The sequence below is a fragment of the Acetobacter cerevisiae genome (assembly GCF_001580535.1).
GTDB lineage: Bacteria > Pseudomonadota > Alphaproteobacteria > Acetobacterales > Acetobacteraceae > Acetobacter > Acetobacter cerevisiae.
Map to the genome: position 1 here is coordinate 26272 of NZ_LHZA01000156.1, position 15660 is coordinate 41931.

Genomic DNA, 15660 nt, shown 5'->3' on the forward strand with positions numbered 1-15660 from the left:
CTCTAGCATCCATCTGAAGACTTCGTTAGTTTGCCGCAGCTGCCCGGGAGAGCCACATGACACTGAACCTGACCGTTCCACCTCAGACACATGCTGATTTTTCACCGAGAATTACGGTTTTCGGTGTTGGGGGCGGCGGCACGAACGCAGTTGACAACATGATTGCGTCCAGCCTTCAGGGTGTGGAATTTGTTGTTGCCAACACGGATGCACAGAGCCTTGCCAAGAGCCGTGCAGACCGCCGCGTGCAGCTTGGCCCGCACCTTACCCACGGTCTGGGTGCTGGCGCAAAACCGGAAGTTGGCCGTGGTGCAGCGGAAGAAGCAGCAGACGAGCTGGCCCGGTATCTGGATGGCTGCCACATGGTGTTCATCACCACCGGCATGGGCGGCGGCACCGGCACCGGGGCAGCACCCGTTATTGCCCGCATGGCGCGTGAGCGGAATATTCTGACGGTTGGCGTTGTCAGCAAGCCGTTTGATTACGAAGGCAAACGCCGCGCCCGCATTGCGGAAGAAGGCATCAAGGAACTGCAGCAGTACGTTGACACGCTGATTGTGATTCCTAACCAGAACCTGTTCCGCGTGGCCAGCGAGCGTACAACTCTGCGTGAAGCCTACAAGATGGCTGACCATGTGCTCTACATGGGCGTGCGTGGCGTGACCGATCTGATGATGGCCCCCGGTTACATCAACCTCGACTTTGCCGATATCCGCAGCGTTATGGCGGAAATGGGCAAGGCCATGATGGGCACGGGCGAAGGCGAAGGTGAAAACCGCGCTGTTGAAGCCGCCGAGGCCGCCATTGCCAACCCGCTGCTGGAAGACACCTGCATGTCCGGCGCGCAGGGCCTGCTGGTCAACGTGACCGGCGGTGAAGACATGACGTTCTTTGAAGTGGACGAAGCCTGTAACCGTATCCGCCGTGAAGTGGCGGAAGACGCGAACATGATCTTCGGCTCCATTATTGATGAGAACATGAACGGCAAGATCCGCGTGTCCGTTGTGGCAACGGGGATTGACATCGGCACGCAGGCAAATGACCGCCCGCATCTGGTCGCGGTGGATGGTGAAGCACAGGCTGAACAGCAGACACTGGCAACTGGCACGGGTCCGTCCGTCATGGCCAATCCGGCACAGCCCACCTCCACCATGCAGCAGCCTGCCGCGCCGCGTATGGATGCCGGCATGCAGCAGCCCCGTCCTGCCGCAGCGCCTGCTCCGCAGTCTTATCAGCCGCAGCAGGGTGGGCAGCATGTCTCGCCGCCGCCCGCACACAGCGTGCCCGGCCAGATCAACACGGCTCCGGCAGCACAGGCTCCGGCGCAGGCTCAGCCGCAGCGTCCGGCAGCCTCCCCGCGGGCCGGCCTGTTTACGGAAGCCCCGCGCTCTCCGTATCTGCCGGAATCCAGCCAGCCGTCCTCACGCAGCCTGTTTGGCCGCGTAACCGGCGCTTTCCGTCGCGCTGGCGGTGCTGAAGAACAGCGGAGCGAACCGGCTATTGAACCGCAGCGTCCGATGGTCAGCCCGGCTGGTCAGCAGGGTGCAAGCGTGCGCCCGGCTGATACAGATGATGCTGGGCTTGAAATCCCGACCTTCCTGCGCCGCCAGTAAAAAAGCGCAGTTTTCTGCCGCGCTGCTCGTCCCGGGCAGCGCGGTTTTTTTATGTAATAGACGGCAATAATGATTGACTCGCCAGAACAGCAGGCGGGCTTTAGCGTTAACCTGCACGTCTTTTAAACCGCGCCGGAAAGAAGCCAGAGCCATGGACAGTCTGCTTATGGAACCCACGAACCGCTCCGCCACGCTGGAGCCCGTTTCTGGCCCTGCCCAGCCCTCTGCAAAACATCTGCCTGCGGTCCAGCACACCCTGCATCACGCCATTTCCTGCGTGGGCACGGGTTTGCACACAGGGGCGCGTATTACGCTCACCCTTCAGCCTGCCCCTGCTGGACATGGCGTTGTGTTCAAACGCTCGGATCTGAACGCAGCTCTTCTGCCTGCACGATTCGATTATGTGGTCGACACGCGCCTCAGCACGGTTCTGGGGGATGTGACCAACCCGGCCAACCGGATTGCCACCATCGAACATCTGATGGCCGCCCTGAATGGCTGCGGGATTGATAATGTTCTGGTGCTGGTCGATGGGCCGGAAATTCCGGTATTTGATGGTTCTGCTGCGGATTTTGTCTTTCTGATGGACTGCGCTGGCCGCGTGGCGCAGGAAGCGGTGCGGCACCGGATTGATGTGTTGCGCCCCGTGCGGGTTGAACAGGGTGATGCGTTTGTTGAGCTCAGCCCGGCCCCTGTCCAGAACCTGCATCTGGACCTGAGCATCGATTTCCCGGCGGAAGCTATCGGCAAGCAGACCTTCTCCACCGAGTTGACTCCCGCCACCTTCCGGCAGGATCTGGCGCGCAACCGCACCTTCACGCTGCGGCAGGAAATTGAAGCCCTGCATAAAGCCGGTCTGGCCCGTGGTGGTTCGCTGGATAACGCTATTGTTGTGGATGGCCCCGAAATTCTGAACCCCTCCGGCCTGCGCTGCCCGGATGAGTTTATCCGCCATAAAGTGATGGATGCGGTGGGGGATCTGTATCTGGCTGGTGCTCCTCTGCGCGCCCGTTTTACCGGCCACCGCTCAGGCCATTGTCTGAACAACAAGGTGCTGCGCGCCCTGTTTGCAGACCCGGCTGCCTGGCGCTATGTGCCTGCCCATGCGAGCTTTTCTCTCGCTGCGGCGTAAGATGCATTTCCCCAAAATACAAAGAGCGTCTTCATTCTCTTTTCTTGAGCGCCATGCGTGCTATAAGACACGTTCAATTTGAAGAGCCGGAATGTCTGTGAGCCTCATTAATTCTCTTTCCGTTCGCTGCCGCATACGCCGCCTGGCTTCGGCTGGTCTGCTTTTGGGCTTGTCCGGGTGCAGCCTGTTTGGCGGAGGGAAACCCGCTCCGGCTCCTAAACTGGCATCACCGGAAACCCTGTATAATAACGGGATTGATGCTCTGCGGACCCAGCGCTACACGCTGGCCTCTGCCGAGTTTGAGGTGTTGCAGCAGAATTACCCCTATTCCGGCTACATTGCGAATGCCCAGCTGATGGAAGGGTATTCCTACTACCTTAAAGGGAAATACCCTGAAGCCGTGCAGCAGCTGAACCGCTTTATTGGCCTGCACCCCACCAGTGCCGACGCAGCCTATGCCTATTACCTGCGCGCTCTGTGCTTTTATGAACAGATTGCAGACGTCAAGCGTGACCAGCAAGGCACTGTGGAAGCCATGGATGCGCTGGAAGAGGTCATCACCCGCTTCCCACAGTCTCAATATGCCCGTGATGCTCAGCTGAAAATTGACCTGTGCCGTGACCATCTGGCCGGTAAGGAAATGCTGGTTGGCCGTTACTACCAGCAGGAACGCAATTACGAAGCCGCGATCAACCGCTACCAGCGCGTGATTCAGGATTTCCAGACAACCAACCATGTGCCGGAAGCGCTTGAACGCATGGTCGAAGTCTATCTGGACCTCGGCCTGACAGATCAGGCCCGTAAGTCCGGCATCGTGCTGGGTTACAACTATCCGGGCAGCAAATGGTATCGGTACGCCTATAGCAACCTGAAGCGTTACAAGCTGCTCAGCAGCAACTTCCCCATCCCGGGTAAAGTGATTAACGCGCAGCCCAAGCCGCCTGCTGAAACAACGCAGCCGCCCACGGCAGCCGGAACTGCACCGGCTCCTGCGGCCATGGATATCAAGGCCGCACCGGTTCAGCCTGTTAAGAAACAGCGTATTGAACCGCAAGTCGATCAGGCGCCGGTCCTGCGTTAAGCAGAGCGGAATGAGACAAAAACCAGACCCACGCCGGAGCCACAGCCTCCGCGTGGGTTTGTTGTTTTTATAGGCAGACAAAGCGGCGGATGAAGGCTATAAGCCGCAAGAACGTATAGTGAACAGTCTTTCAGACCGGACATCATCATGCTGACAAACCTTTCCATCAGGGACGTCGTGCTGATTGAAGCACTGGATCTTTCCCTGCACGCCGGTTTTACGGCTCTGACTGGTGAAACCGGGGCGGGTAAATCCATCCTGCTGGACAGTCTCGGGCTGGCTCTGGGTGAGCGCGCCAATGCCGGGCTCGTCCGTGCCGGGGCACAGGAAGCCCGTGTAACGGCCAGTTTTGACATCCCGCAAACTCATACAGCCTACGAGCTGCTGAAAGAACAGGGCATTCCGGCCGAAGCGGGCGAACCGCTGATGCTGCGCCGGATTGTCTCTAAAGAAGGCCGGTCCCGCGCCTGGATTAATGACCAGCCGGTTGGCATTACGCTCATGCGCCGAGTGGCGGTCTCTCTGGTGGAAATTCAGGGCCAGCATGAGCAGATGGGGCTGGCCGATTCCAGCACCCATCGCAGCCTGCTGGATGCCTATGGTGTGTCCAGCAGCCTGCTGAAAGATGTAGCCCGCGCGTTTGACACCTGGCAGACCCTGAGCCGGGATCTGGAGGCTGCGCGCAAAAGCCTGCATGACGCCGCGCGGGAAGAAGAGTGGCTGCGCCATACGGTAGAAGAACTCAGCACTCTCAACCCGCAAACGGGGGAAGAAGAGCAACTGGCCGTGCAGCGCCACAGCCTGCAACAGTCAGAACGGCGAGGCGAAGCTATTGCCGCCGCTCTTTCAGAACTCACGCCACGTGACAGACGCAACAGCGGCCCGGCTGCGGCCCTCCGTGGAGCAAGCCGCGCACTGCAACGCTTACTCCCTGCCCCCACGGCAGAAAAAAACGCAATCGATCCTCTGGAAACCCGCACGAATGAGGCGCTGAACGCGCTGGAAAGTGCGGAAAACGCACTGGCTGAGGCAGAAAATCTTCTTTCCCGTCTGGCAGACGATTCTGAAGCCAATCCGCGCCTGCTGGAAGAAATTGAAGAGCGTCTGTTTGCCCTGCGCGCCGCTGCCCGCAAACATGACGTGACGGTGGATGATCTCCCCACCTTTCTGGCCGACCTCTCAGCCCGCCTGACCGCACTGGAAACCGGAGCCACCCAGCTGGACGCGCTGGAACAGGCCGTTAAAGAAGCCCGCGCTCAGTATGAAGAGGCCGCAACCCGCCTTTCTGCTGCGCGTGAAAAAGCTGCCCGCAAGATGGAACAGGCGGTCACCAAAGAACTCAAACCCATCAAGCTGGATAAAGCGCGGTTCTTCGCCCAGATCCAGCCGCTCACGCCGGAAAACTGGAGCCGGCAGGGTATGGAACAGGTGATGTTCCTGATTGCCGCCAACCCCGGTCAGCCACCCGGCCCGCTGGCCAAAGTGGCATCAGGCGGTGAATTGTCCCGCCTGATGCTGGCGCTCAAACTGGTGCTGGCAGGCCAGTCCGGCATCGGCACTCTGGTGTTTGATGAAATTGATGCGGGTGTTGGGGGCGCGACCGCCGCCGCCATTGGCGAACGCCTACACCGGCTAGCGCGCACCGTGCAGGTTCTGGCCGTGACCCACAGCCCGCAGGTTGCCGCCAGTGCCGATGCGCACTTACGCATTGGCAAAATTGTGCGTGACGGGCAGACTGCCACTCACGCAGCCCCCCTCAGCCACGCAGAACGACAGGAAGAAATTGCCCGTATGCTGGCCGGGGATGTGATTACCGATGCCGCCCGCGCCGCTGCCGCCAGCCTGCTGAAACATGAGAATGACTGACTTCCCGGACCTCACCTCCCTCGACGCCACACAAGCCAAAGCCGAACTGACCCGGCTTGCGGATCTCATTGGCCGTTACAATACCGCCTATTATGCGGAAGACGCGCCCGAGGTGAGTGATGCGGAGTATGATGCCCTCCGCAAGCGTTACGATGCCCTGCTGTCCCTGCACCCCGAGGCTGAACCGGAAAACAGTGCAGCCCGCACCGTGGGGGCAACGCCAGACAGCGCGTTTGGCAAGCACCGCCATCTAGTGCCCATGCTCTCGCTGGATAACGTGTTTGATCAGGACGAATTTGAAGCCTTTATCAGCCGCGCCACCCGCTTTCTGGGGCTGAGTGAAGAAGACGCAGGAAAACTGGCTTTTGTGGCAGAGCCCAAAATTGACGGGCTCTCTATCAGCCTGACCTATGAAAACGGTAAGTTTGTACGCGGCACCACGCGCGGTGATGGAACTGAGGGCGAGGACGTCACCGCCAATCTCCGCACCCTGAAAGATCTGCCGGAACGTCTGCACGGTCCTGCGCCGGAACTGATCGAAATTCGAGGCGAAGTCTTTCTCTCAAAAGAGCATTTTCTCGCACTCAATGCCGCGCAGGAAGAACTGGGCCGCAAACCATTTGCCAACCCGCGCAACGCGGCCGCAGGGTCTCTGCGCCAGCTGGATGCGCGCGTCACGGCACGGCGACCCCTTTCGCTGTTTGCATACGCCATGGGGTTCTGCTCGGAAAAAGTCACCCTGAGCCACTGGGACTATCTGGAGCAGCTGAAAGCGTGGGGGTTCCCGGTCAATCCGCTCTCCCGACGTCTGGAAGCTGCCAGCGGCGCGGAAGCATTTTTTGACACGGTCAGTCAGGAACGTGCAGCGCTGGCCTATGATATTGATGGCGTTGTCTACAAAATTGACAATCTCACCTTACAGGAACGGCTGGGCTTTGCCGGTCGCGCACCACGCTGGGCCGTGGCATGGAAGTTTCCGGCGGAACAGGCTGTCACAACCATGAAAGCCATTGAAATTCAGGTTGGCCGCACGGGCGCGTTGACGCCGGTGGCCCATCTGGAACCGGTCAATGTGGGCGGCGTGCTCGTCACCCGTGCCACCTTGCATAATGAAGATGAAATTGCCCGCAAGGATGTGCGGCCCGGTGACAGAGTGCAGATTCAGCGGGCGGGGGATGTCATCCCGCAAATCCTGTGTGTCGTGCCGCCTGCCCCGGATGCGCCGCCCCGGCAGGAACCGTTCCATTTCCCCGACCACTGCCCGGCCTGCGGCGCACTGGCAGTCAGACCGGAAGGCGAAGCCGTGCGACGCTGTACCGGTGGCCTGACCTGCCCGGCCCAGATTGTTGAACGGCTGATCCACTTCGTCTCCCGCACTGCGTTTGACATTGATGGCCTTGGCGACCGCAGCATCCGGGAATTTTACGATACCGGGTTCCTGCATACGCCGGGCGACATCTTCCGCCTGCATGAGCATGCCGATGAGATCATGAAGCGGGATGGCTGGGGAGAGCAGTCTGTCCGCAACCTCATGCAGGCCATTGAGGCCCGGCGCACCATTCCTCTGTCCCGCTTTATCTATGCGCTGGGCATCCGCCGCGTGGGGGAAAGTAATGCCCGCCTGCTGGCCCGGCATTACGGATCTTATGAGAACTTGATGGAGCAACTCCGCAAGGCCGCCATCATCGGCTCGGATGAGCGGCTGGAGCTGGGGTCCATTACCGGCATCGGTAGCGTGATTGCGGATGATCTGGTCGCCTTCATGCAGGAAGATCACAATCTCGCAACTTTGGCCGACCTGCGCGCCTCTCTGACCATTACGGAGGAAGAGGCCGTCTCAGGTGGGGCACTGGCTGGTAAAACCGTGGTGTTTACCGGCACCCTGCACACCCTCACCCGGCAGGAAGCCCGTGCCATGGCCGAACGGATGGGGGCAAAAGTCTCTGATTCCGTTTCCAAAAAGACAGATCTGGTCATTTTGGGAGAAAAAGCCGGGTCAAAAGCCAAGAAGGCAGAAGAGCTTAAAATTGCCACTTTGGATGAGCCGGGCTGGAACGCCTTTTGTGCAGGTGAGCAGACTGATTTTTCTGCCTGACATGCCAAAAAGAGTCGTTGCCCGGACAAAAAATCTGCGCCATGCTAGCAGGTAGCGAAGGGGTGGAATTCGTCGTCCAAAATAAAAATAAAATTTCGACCGCAGACCTGCCTGTTTTCCCGTTAGTTCCCCCTCCCCCTCTCGTACGGGGTAAATAAGGCTTCTGCGTTCGCAACAACAAAGTGAACGGCAACATGACCAAGTGGATCTACAGTTTCGGCGCAGGCCAGAACGACGGCAACGCCGGAATGCGCAATCTCCTCGGCGGTAAAGGCGCGAACCTTGCCGAAATGTCCAACATCGGCCTGCCGGTGCCGCCCGGATTTACCATCACCACTGAAGTCTGCTCCGCCTTTTATGAAAATGGCCGTAAGTATCCGGATGACCTGAAGGCGCAGCTGGATGACGCCATGGCCCGCGTGGAAAAGGCGATGGGCCTGCGCTTTGGTGATGCGGACGCACCGCTGCTGGTGTCCGTGCGCTCGGGCGCCCGTGTTTCCATGCCCGGCATGATGGACACGGTGCTGAACCTCGGCCTGAACGACCAGACGGTTGAAGGGCTCGCACGCTCTTCCGGCGATTCCCGCTTCGCGTGGGACAGCTACCGCCGCTTTATCCAGATGTACGGCTCAGTCGTGCTCGGTGTCTCTCATCATCGCTTTGAAGATCTGCTTGAACAGACCAAGCGTGAACTCGGCAAGCATGATGACACCCAGCTGACAGCCGAAGAATGGCAGATGGTCCTCAAGGGCTATAAGGACATCGTGCTGAATGAAACCGGCACACCCTTCCCCGAAGACCCGCAGGACCAGCTCTGGGGCGCGATTGGCGCCGTGTTTGGCTCCTGGATGAACCCGCGCGCCAACACCTACCGCAAGCTGCACGATATTCCGGCCAGCTGGGGCACGGCTGTTAACGTGCAGTCCATGGTGTTCGGCAATATGGGTGAAGACTGCGCCACCGGCGTCTGCTTCACGCGTGATCCGTCCACGGGTGAAAACGTGTTCTACGGCGAATATCTGATCAACGCGCAGGGCGAAGACGTGGTGGCCGGTATCCGCACCCCGCAGCCCATGGCGGCTGAACGCGCAACGCCTGACCAGAACCCGATGGAAAAGGCTCTGCCGGAAGCCTATCAGGAAATGCTGAAGGTGCGTGACCTGCTGGAACGCCACTACAAAGACATGCAGGACATCGAGTTCACCGTGCAGAGCAATACGCTCTACCTGTTGCAGACCCGCTCCGGGAAGCGCACGGCCGCCGCAGCGCTGCGCATTGCCATCGACATGGCGCAGGAAGGCCTGATTACCAAGGAAGACGCAATCTCCCGCGTGCCGCCTGCGTCTCTGGACCAGCTCCTGCATCCGGTTCTGGACCCCAAGGCTGAGCGCAAGCAGCTTGCTCGTGGCCTGCCGGCCTCCCCCGGTGCAGCCACAGGCGTGATCGCGTTCTCCGCAGAAGATGTGGAAGACCGCGCCAGCAAGGGCGAGGACGTCATTCTGGTCCGTATCGAAACGTCGCCGGAAGACGTACACGGCATGCACGCCGCCCGCGGTGTGCTGACCACCCGTGGCGGCATGACCTCTCACGCTGCCGTTGTGGCGCGTGGCATGGGTCGTGTTTGCGTCGCGGGTGCTGGCAGCATCATGGTAGATTACAAAGCACAGACCCTGACCGTAAACGGCCACACGCTTAAAGCGGGTGACTGGCTGACGCTGGATGGCGGCACGGGTGCCGTCTATCTGGGCCGCGTGCCGACCATTCCGCCCACGCTCTCTGGTGACTTCTCCACCCTGATGGGCTGGGCTGACTCCGTGCGTCGTCTGGGCGAGCGCGCCAATGCGGAAACGCCGGAAGATGCCGAAACGGCCCGCCGCTTTGGTGCGGAAGGCATTGGCCTGTGCCGCACGGAGCACATGTTCTTCGGCCCGGACCGTATCGGTCATGTCCGCCAGATGATCATGACGGAAGAAAAAGACGCCCGCGCCAAAGCGATCGGTGCGCTACTGCCGTTCCAGCGGGACGACTTTGCCGCTCTGTTCCGTATCATGGCCGGGCTGCCCGTCACCATCCGTCTGCTGGACCCGCCGCTGCATGAGTTCCTGCCGCATGGAGAAGCGGAACTGAAAGACGTTGCGAAGGCTCTGGGTCAGGATGTGGAAGCTCTGCGCGCGCGTCGCTCAGCGCTTTCCGAATCCAACCCGATGCTGGGGCATCGTGGCTGCCGTCTGGGCATCAGCTACCCGGAAATCTACGCCATGCAGGTGCGGGCCATTACGGAAGCCGCTCTGGCCGTCTCCAAGGAAACCGGCAAGGCAGTGATCCCGGAAATCATGATCCCGCTTGTTGGCACCAAAGCCGAGCTGGATCTGGTCCGTAAAGCTAGCGAAGCCGTGATTGCGTCCGTTCTGAAAGAACAGAACGCAACGCTCGACTATCACATTGGCACCATGATCGAGCTGCCGCGTGCAGCCATCACGGCAGACAAGATTGCGGAAAGCGCCGACTTCTTCTCCTTCGGCACCAATGATCTGACGCAGACGACACTCGGCCTCTCCCGTGATGATGCCGGGTCCTTCCTGCCTGAATATGTGGAAAAAGGGCTGCTCCCGCAGGACCCCTTCATCTCCATTGATCAGGAAGGCGTTGGCGCTCTGGTGCGCATGGGCGTTGAAAAAGGCCGTGCCACCAAGCCGGATATCAAGCTGGGCATCTGCGGGGAACATGGTGGTGACCCGCTCTCCATCTCGTTCTTTGAATCCGTTGGGCTGGACTACGTCTCCTGCTCTCCCTTCCGAGTACCCGTCGCGCGGCTGGCGAGCGCACAGGCCGCTCTGGCTGCGCGTAAAGCTGTCAAAGCCTGAACAACAAAAGCGTGGCTGCCTCCTTCACAGGGGGCAGCCACGGCCTTGTGTGACCAGACATGCAGCAAAATACCATAACCCTTCATCTTGTTTCTGAAGCCACTGGCCAGACGCTGGATGCTGTCGCACGGGCCTGTATTGCCCAGTTTCCCAACACCGATGTCCGGCTGCGCCACTGGAACCTGATCCGCTCGCGCCTCCAGCTCCGCCGCGTTCTGCGCCATATCGCGCTGGACCGTGGACCGGTCATGTCTTCCCTGACGGACCCGGCCTTGCAGGACGATATGGAAGCCGGTTGCGCCAGTCTTCAGGTGCGCCTGCTGGACGTACTGGATAATGCCGTGACGTTCCTGACTGAAGAAACGGGCGAGACCGCCACCCGGCATCCCGGCGGCCAGTATATTATGGACGAGAATTATTATCAGCGGATTGAGGCCATGCATTATGTGCTGGCCCATGATGACGGGCAGGAAACAGATGACCTGAACGACGCTGATCTGGTGCTGGTTGGGGTCTCGCGTGTTTCCAAAACGCCAACCTGTTTCTATCTGGCCAACCGCGGCATCAAAGCCGCCAATATCCCCCTGGTCATGGGCATTGAGCCACCGCCAGCTCTGTTCAAGCTGAAATGTCCGGTCATTGGTCTGACGATCGACCCGGAAACGCTGATCGAAATCCGCCGGACCCGTCTTTCCCAGATGATGCCGAACAGCCGCCACATCGAGCCCTCAGCGGACTACGCGTATATCGATCTGGAAAAAGTGCAGGAAGAACTGCGCTGGGCCCGCCGCCTGTGCCGGCACCATAACTGGCCGGTTATTGACGTGACCCGACGCTCTATTGAGGAGACGTCAGCCTCCATTCTGGATCTGACGACGCCTCAATAAGCTGTTCAGTCTTCCAGTTCGGACGCTTCCAGTCGCTGCACGCGAATGGCCTGCCCCTGTGCATTGTAATAAATAATGCTGCTGCCCCGGCGTTCGGCATAGCCATCAGGCTTGCCGTCCTGAGTCCAGAACAGCAGGCGGTTAGCGTCAGCCTGTTCCTGCACCTTGTCCCCTGCCGGGCGGTAACGGAACTTGCTGAAATCCTTATGCGCACGTGGTAGCGGCGGCTTGGCGGCCAGATGGTGCATATCCGGGCCTTTATGGCCTTCTTCACCGCCGTCATCGTCATCATCCGCCAGAGCGGGAGAGACTGTCAGCACTGGCAAAGCAACAGTCCACAGACCAGCAAACAGAACACACCCTTTACGGAACCACTGTGCCATAGCGCGTTGACCTCCCGCGTCCAAACTGCCTCAAACCTGCCGATCTTTGCCCGGTTTTAAGCCAGTGCGCAATGCAGGAGCGCCATAGCACATAACCGCCCGGAGGCGATTCCGCAGATCAGTCGCTCTCTTTTGCTGCCAGCTTCTGGAAAATGGCTTCAAGCTCAGGATCTGCAAAGCGCCCGACTTCCCGGAACGCAATAGCCTCTTCCACTTCCGGCTCATGCCGCAGGCGCTGTTCCAGCAGCTTCATCACACCCTCCGCCGTGTTGCCCTCGGCATAGAGAATGAAGGGCATATCAAACCGTTCATGATACGACTTGTTCAGGGAACGGAACTGCGCAAATTCTTCAGGCGACAATTGATCCAGCCCCGCAGGCGCGGTTGTGCCGGAGATAATCTGCTCACGCGGAGAGGCCACCGCCACCACACTGTCCAGCCCCGGATAAGACCGCAGAACCCGCAGGCGTGCTTCTTCCGGTGCGCCACGCACCATAGCCATCATCGTGCTTTTCAGGCCCGAATAGTCTGAAAACGGCCGGCATTCATAGGCTTCTTCCGCTGCCCAGGGGGCGTCTTTGAAAACAGACCCGAATGTCGCAACAAACTCAGAGCGGCTCATGGCGTTGATCACGCGCATCACGGACTCGTTCATACAGATATGTCTCCGTTTCAGTCCTGCTCTGGCAGGTCTGGCATATTCCATTCTTCCCCATCCGGTGCAGACCCGGCCTGAAGCAGTCCCTACCAAGATGGGAGGCTAAGGGAGAACAAACAACGCCTGCCAGCACCTATCGTTCATGCACAGCATGCACGACGCGACATATGCCCTTTAAATGCCTGATTTTTCGCCTGCACGGGCCTTGTCGGCCCTCTGGCTGGCCCTTTATCATGCGCGCCATGACGGAAACACTCACCGGCCCGTACACCTTGGAACGGGAGATCAAAAAAAGCCGGTTTGTGGCCAATGCTGCACCTGTGCACACTATTGAAGATGCAAACGCGTTTATTTCAGCCATTATCGCAGCAGAACCGGACGCCACTCACCATTGCTGGGCCTGGCAGGTTGGGCCGCATTGCCGCTGCCATGATGCCGGTGAGCCCTCCGGCACGGCGGGGCGTCCTATTTTACAGATGATTACGGCGCAAAAGCTGGATCTTGTCGCCATCGTCGTCACGCGCTGGTTTGGCGGGGTCAAGCTTGGCGCGGGCGGCCTTGTGCGCGCCTATGGCGGCACAGCAGCCGAATGTTTGCGGGAAGCCCCGAAAGAAGAGCTGATTGAGCGTATCCGGCTCAGTTTTCATTGCCCGTTTTCGCTTCTGTCCCTCATGCAGGCCCGCATGCAGGACTGGACGGGAACAGAGAGCGCACCCCCTGAATTTGACAGCACGGGTGCACAGATTGTGCTCACCCTGCCTGCGGAACAGCAGGAGATGATCACACATCGCATTCAGGATTTAACCAGTGGCCAGACCACAGTGGCCGTCGTGGAGGAGGACTAGAAGCCTCGCCCGCACTTCTATGCAGGCAGGCTTCACGCCGTAACCGGATTAGCGGGGCGTAACCCAGCCGTTCCCGGTGGAATCCCCGAGCTGGCCAGAGCCATAAGGGCCACTGCTTTCATACGCAGAGCCATAGCGGGACAGGTCAGAACCCGTCACGGCATCACGATGCACTTTTGCCAGATGGTCAGGGTCAGCGCCGTGATTGAATTCCATGGACGGCGCATCCTGATAGCCCGGCGGCAGGCTACGGTGACCATGCACAGTCTTTTTTTCGGCAGATTTCTTGCCGGACTGAGAAGACGCATCATCCCCGAAGGAAATGTTGTCATCAGGCGTCAGTGCCGGGTCAGCATGAGCAGCGGACAGGCCCGTCGCCAGACTGAAACCAAGGCAAAGCCCGGTGAGCAGAAGTAAAGATGGTTTACGCAGCTGCGCCATTGCGCGTCACCCCGCGAAAGAAATGAACCATAACCTGCACTCAGAGACACTGGCGCGGGCGACAAGTTCTCAGTATCGCACCAACCCGCGAAAAAATCCAATCAGCTTTCATCACATCCTGTTCTGCGGCCCACCGCCTGCCAGACCAGAGCTATCATGCTGGAAACATTGGAAGTCTGCCGTTCCGGTTCACTCCCGAAACAGCCATACGCCAGCCACACGGGCGCCATTCCCCATACGCAATACGTATTGCAGTCATTAAAGAACGATCCCATTTTCCCTTAAGAAAATTTGCGTATTGCGGCGGTTTTAGACATAAAGGCACCCCTTCACGCTTACTGAACGTGTAAGGCCCTTCCTTTTTCCATCAGGCCTTCCCTTTTTTATCTCCAGTATGAACAGACAGGATCGACCCATGAGTGCCTCGCTCAACCAGCCCCACCCGACGTCTAAAGCCTGGATGCCGGATAGCTGGCGGTCGTTTCCAGTCCGGCAGATGCCCACCTATCCGGATCAGGACGCCGTCAAGACGGTCGAAGGCCGCCTGAGTTCCTACCCGCCGCTGGTATTTGCTGGTGAAGTACGTCGCCTGCGTGCGCAGCTTGCAAAAGCCGCCAAGGGTGAAGCCTTTGTTTTGCAGGGCGGTGCCTGTGCGGAAAGCTTTGGTGAGTTCAAAGCCGATGTGGTGCGCGACACCTTCCGCGTTCTGCTGCAGATGGCGGTTGTGCTGACCTTTGGTGCCAAAGTGCCGGTCATCAAGCTGGGCCGTATGGCTGGCCAGTTTGCCAAGCCGCGCTCCTCCGACACGGAAAAGCAGGGTGATGTGACGCTCCCGTCCTACCGTGGCGACATCATCAACGGGCCGGAATTCACGGCTGAAGCCCGCATCCCGGACCCGCTGCGTATGGAAACCGGGTACTTCCAGTCCACCGGCATCCAGAACCTGCTGCGCGCCTTCTCTCGTGGGGGCTATGCCAACCTGCATGAAGTGCATCGTTGGAATCTGGGCTTTGTGGAACGCTCTCCGCTGGCAGACCGCTACCGCGTGATGGCCGAACGGATTGGCGAAACCCTCTCCTTCATGCAGGCCTGCGGGATTGACGCAGCCTCCGCCCCGCAGGTGGATGAGACGGAATTCTACACCTCGCATGAAGCCCTGCTGCTGCCATATGAGCAGGCGCTCACCCGCATCGATTCCACATCTGGCGAATGGTATGACTGCTCCGCACATTTTGTGTGGATTGGTGACCGCACCCGCCAGCCGGACGGCGCGCATGTGGAATTCCTGCGTGGCGTGCGCAACCCCATCGGCATCAAGGTTGGCCCCACCACCACCATTGACGATCTGGAACAGCTTCTGGAAATCCTGAACCCGCAGGATGAAGCCGGGCGCATTACTCTGATCTCCCGCATGGGCGCTGAAAAGCTGGGCAACCACCTGCCGCAGATGATGCGCGCTGTGAAAGGCACGGGCCGCACCGTGACCTGGCTGACAGACCCGATGCACGGCAACACCATCTCCACCTCCCACAAGGTGAAGACGCGCTCTTTTGATGCCATCATGAAGGAAATCAAAGGCTTCTTTGATGTCAGCAAGGCTGAAGGCGTGCATGCCGGTGGCGTGCATCTGGAAATGACGGGCCAGAACGTGACGGAATGCGTGGGTGGTGCAAACTGCCTGACGGAAGATGACCTGGGCAGCCGCTACGAGACCTTCTGTGACCCGCGCCTGAATGCGGAACAGTCTCTGGAAATCGCTTTCCTGCTGGCGGAAGAGTTGACAGGCAAACGCTAA

12 protein-coding genes are annotated in these 15660 nt (G+C 59.4%); 9 read left to right on the forward strand and 3 right to left on the reverse strand.

Translation table 11 applies throughout. The annotated features are described in order from the left end of the window. The first annotated feature begins 56 nt into the window (after nucleotides 1–56). The 7 genes from ftsZ (at nucleotide 57) to AD928_RS12345 (ending at nucleotide 11538) form a co-directional block, all read left to right on the forward strand. Nucleotides 57–1613, forward strand: a complete 1557-nt coding sequence (gene ftsZ, locus AD928_RS12315; protein ID WP_062141667.1) for a cell division protein FtsZ — start codon at nucleotides 57–59, stop codon at nucleotides 1611–1613. A 151-nt stretch (nucleotides 1614–1764) separates the two neighbouring features. Further along, nucleotides 1765–2745 carry a UDP-3-O-acyl-N-acetylglucosamine deacetylase gene (gene lpxC, locus AD928_RS12320; RefSeq protein ID WP_062141666.1) on the forward strand — a complete coding sequence of 327 codons (981 nt, stop codon included), beginning with the start codon at nucleotides 1765–1767 and terminating at the stop codon, nucleotides 2743–2745. Between the two features lie 91 nt (nucleotides 2746–2836). Further along, entirely contained in the window at nucleotides 2837–3826 is a 990-nt protein-coding gene (locus AD928_RS12325; protein WP_043553647.1) for an outer membrane protein assembly factor BamD, read from the forward strand. Nucleotides 3827–3973: 147 nt separating this feature from the next. Beyond that, on the forward strand, nucleotides 3974–5692 hold the full coding sequence (gene recN / locus AD928_RS12330) for a DNA repair protein RecN (RefSeq protein WP_062250895.1): 1719 nt from the start codon (nucleotides 3974–3976) through the stop codon (nucleotides 5690–5692). After that, nucleotides 5685–7787 (forward strand): NAD-dependent DNA ligase LigA, encoded by a 2103-nt coding sequence (ligA, locus tag AD928_RS12335; RefSeq protein ID WP_156470196.1) that lies wholly within the window; start codon nucleotides 5685–5687, stop codon nucleotides 7785–7787. Before recN ends, ligA begins: the two co-directional genes overlap by 8 nt. A gap of 194 nt (nucleotides 7788–7981) precedes the next feature. Next, nucleotides 7982–10651 (forward strand): pyruvate, phosphate dikinase, encoded by a 2670-nt coding sequence (ppdK, locus tag AD928_RS12340; RefSeq protein ID WP_062250897.1) that lies wholly within the window; start codon nucleotides 7982–7984, stop codon nucleotides 10649–10651. A gap of 59 nt (nucleotides 10652–10710) precedes the next feature. Then, complete coding sequence (locus AD928_RS12345) at nucleotides 10711–11538, forward strand: pyruvate, water dikinase regulatory protein (protein ID WP_062250898.1); 828 nt, start codon at nucleotides 10711–10713, stop codon at nucleotides 11536–11538. 5 nt (nucleotides 11539–11543) lie between these two features. On the opposite strand, the gene AD928_RS12350 is transcribed toward AD928_RS12345, so the two are convergent. Both AD928_RS12350 and uraD read right to left on the reverse strand, forming a co-directional pair. Further along, the gene (locus AD928_RS12350) at nucleotides 11544–11921 is read right to left on the reverse strand and encodes a hypothetical protein (RefSeq protein ID WP_156470197.1); all 378 of its coding nucleotides are present in this window, start codon (nucleotides 11919–11921) and stop codon (nucleotides 11544–11546) included. Nucleotides 11922–12039: 118 nt separating this feature from the next. Beyond that, nucleotides 12040–12576: a 2-oxo-4-hydroxy-4-carboxy-5-ureidoimidazoline decarboxylase gene (gene uraD / locus AD928_RS12355; RefSeq protein WP_062250899.1), complete on the reverse strand. Its 537-nt coding sequence runs from the start codon at nucleotides 12574–12576 to the stop codon at nucleotides 12040–12042. Nucleotides 12577–12821: 245 nt separating this feature from the next. Here uraD and AD928_RS12360 point away from each other — a divergent pair, with 245 nt between their 5' ends. Next, nucleotides 12822–13424 (forward strand): IMPACT family protein, encoded by a 603-nt coding sequence (locus AD928_RS12360; RefSeq protein ID WP_082779368.1) that lies wholly within the window; start codon nucleotides 12822–12824, stop codon nucleotides 13422–13424. 48 nt (nucleotides 13425–13472) lie between these two features. On the opposite strand, the gene AD928_RS12365 is transcribed toward AD928_RS12360, so the two are convergent. Further along, nucleotides 13473–13865: a hypothetical protein gene (locus AD928_RS12365; protein WP_043553642.1), complete on the reverse strand. Its 393-nt coding sequence runs from the start codon at nucleotides 13863–13865 to the stop codon at nucleotides 13473–13475. 415 nt (nucleotides 13866–14280) lie between these two features. Here AD928_RS12365 and AD928_RS12370 point away from each other — a divergent pair, with 415 nt between their 5' ends. Further along, nucleotides 14281–15660 (forward strand): class II 3-deoxy-7-phosphoheptulonate synthase, encoded by a 1380-nt coding sequence (locus AD928_RS12370; RefSeq protein WP_062250900.1) that lies wholly within the window; start codon nucleotides 14281–14283, stop codon nucleotides 15658–15660.

What these genes read in the sequence shown, in the direction of transcription:
- ppdK (WP_062250897.1), top strand. Translation starts at nt 7,982, where the DNA reads ATGACCAAGTGGATCTACAGTTTCGGCGCAGGCCAGAACGACGGCAAC.
- AD928_RS12325 (WP_043553647.1), top strand. Translation starts at nt 2,837, where the DNA reads ATGTCTGTGAGCCTCATTAATTCTCTTTCCGTTCGCTGCCGCATACGC.
- AD928_RS12370 (WP_062250900.1), top strand. Translation starts at nt 14,281, where the DNA reads ATGAGTGCCTCGCTCAACCAGCCCCACCCGACGTCTAAAGCCTGGATG.
- ligA (WP_156470196.1), top strand. Translation starts at nt 5,685, where the DNA reads ATGACTGACTTCCCGGACCTCACCTCCCTCGACGCCACACAAGCCAAA.
- lpxC (WP_062141666.1), top strand. Translation starts at nt 1,765, where the DNA reads ATGGACAGTCTGCTTATGGAACCCACGAACCGCTCCGCCACGCTGGAG.
- AD928_RS12350 (WP_156470197.1), bottom strand. Translation starts at nt 11,921, where the DNA reads ATGGCACAGTGGTTCCGTAAAGGGTGTGTTCTGTTTGCTGGTCTGTGG.
- uraD (WP_062250899.1), bottom strand. Translation starts at nt 12,576, where the DNA reads ATGAACGAGTCCGTGATGCGCGTGATCAACGCCATGAGCCGCTCTGAG.
- AD928_RS12365 (WP_043553642.1), bottom strand. Translation starts at nt 13,865, where the DNA reads ATGGCGCAGCTGCGTAAACCATCTTTACTTCTGCTCACCGGGCTTTGC.
- ftsZ (WP_062141667.1), top strand. Translation starts at nt 57, where the DNA reads ATGACACTGAACCTGACCGTTCCACCTCAGACACATGCTGATTTTTCA.
- AD928_RS12345 (WP_062250898.1), top strand. Translation starts at nt 10,711, where the DNA reads ATGCAGCAAAATACCATAACCCTTCATCTTGTTTCTGAAGCCACTGGC.
- recN (WP_062250895.1), top strand. Translation starts at nt 3,974, where the DNA reads ATGCTGACAAACCTTTCCATCAGGGACGTCGTGCTGATTGAAGCACTG.
- AD928_RS12360 (WP_082779368.1), top strand. Translation starts at nt 12,822, where the DNA reads ATGACGGAAACACTCACCGGCCCGTACACCTTGGAACGGGAGATCAAA.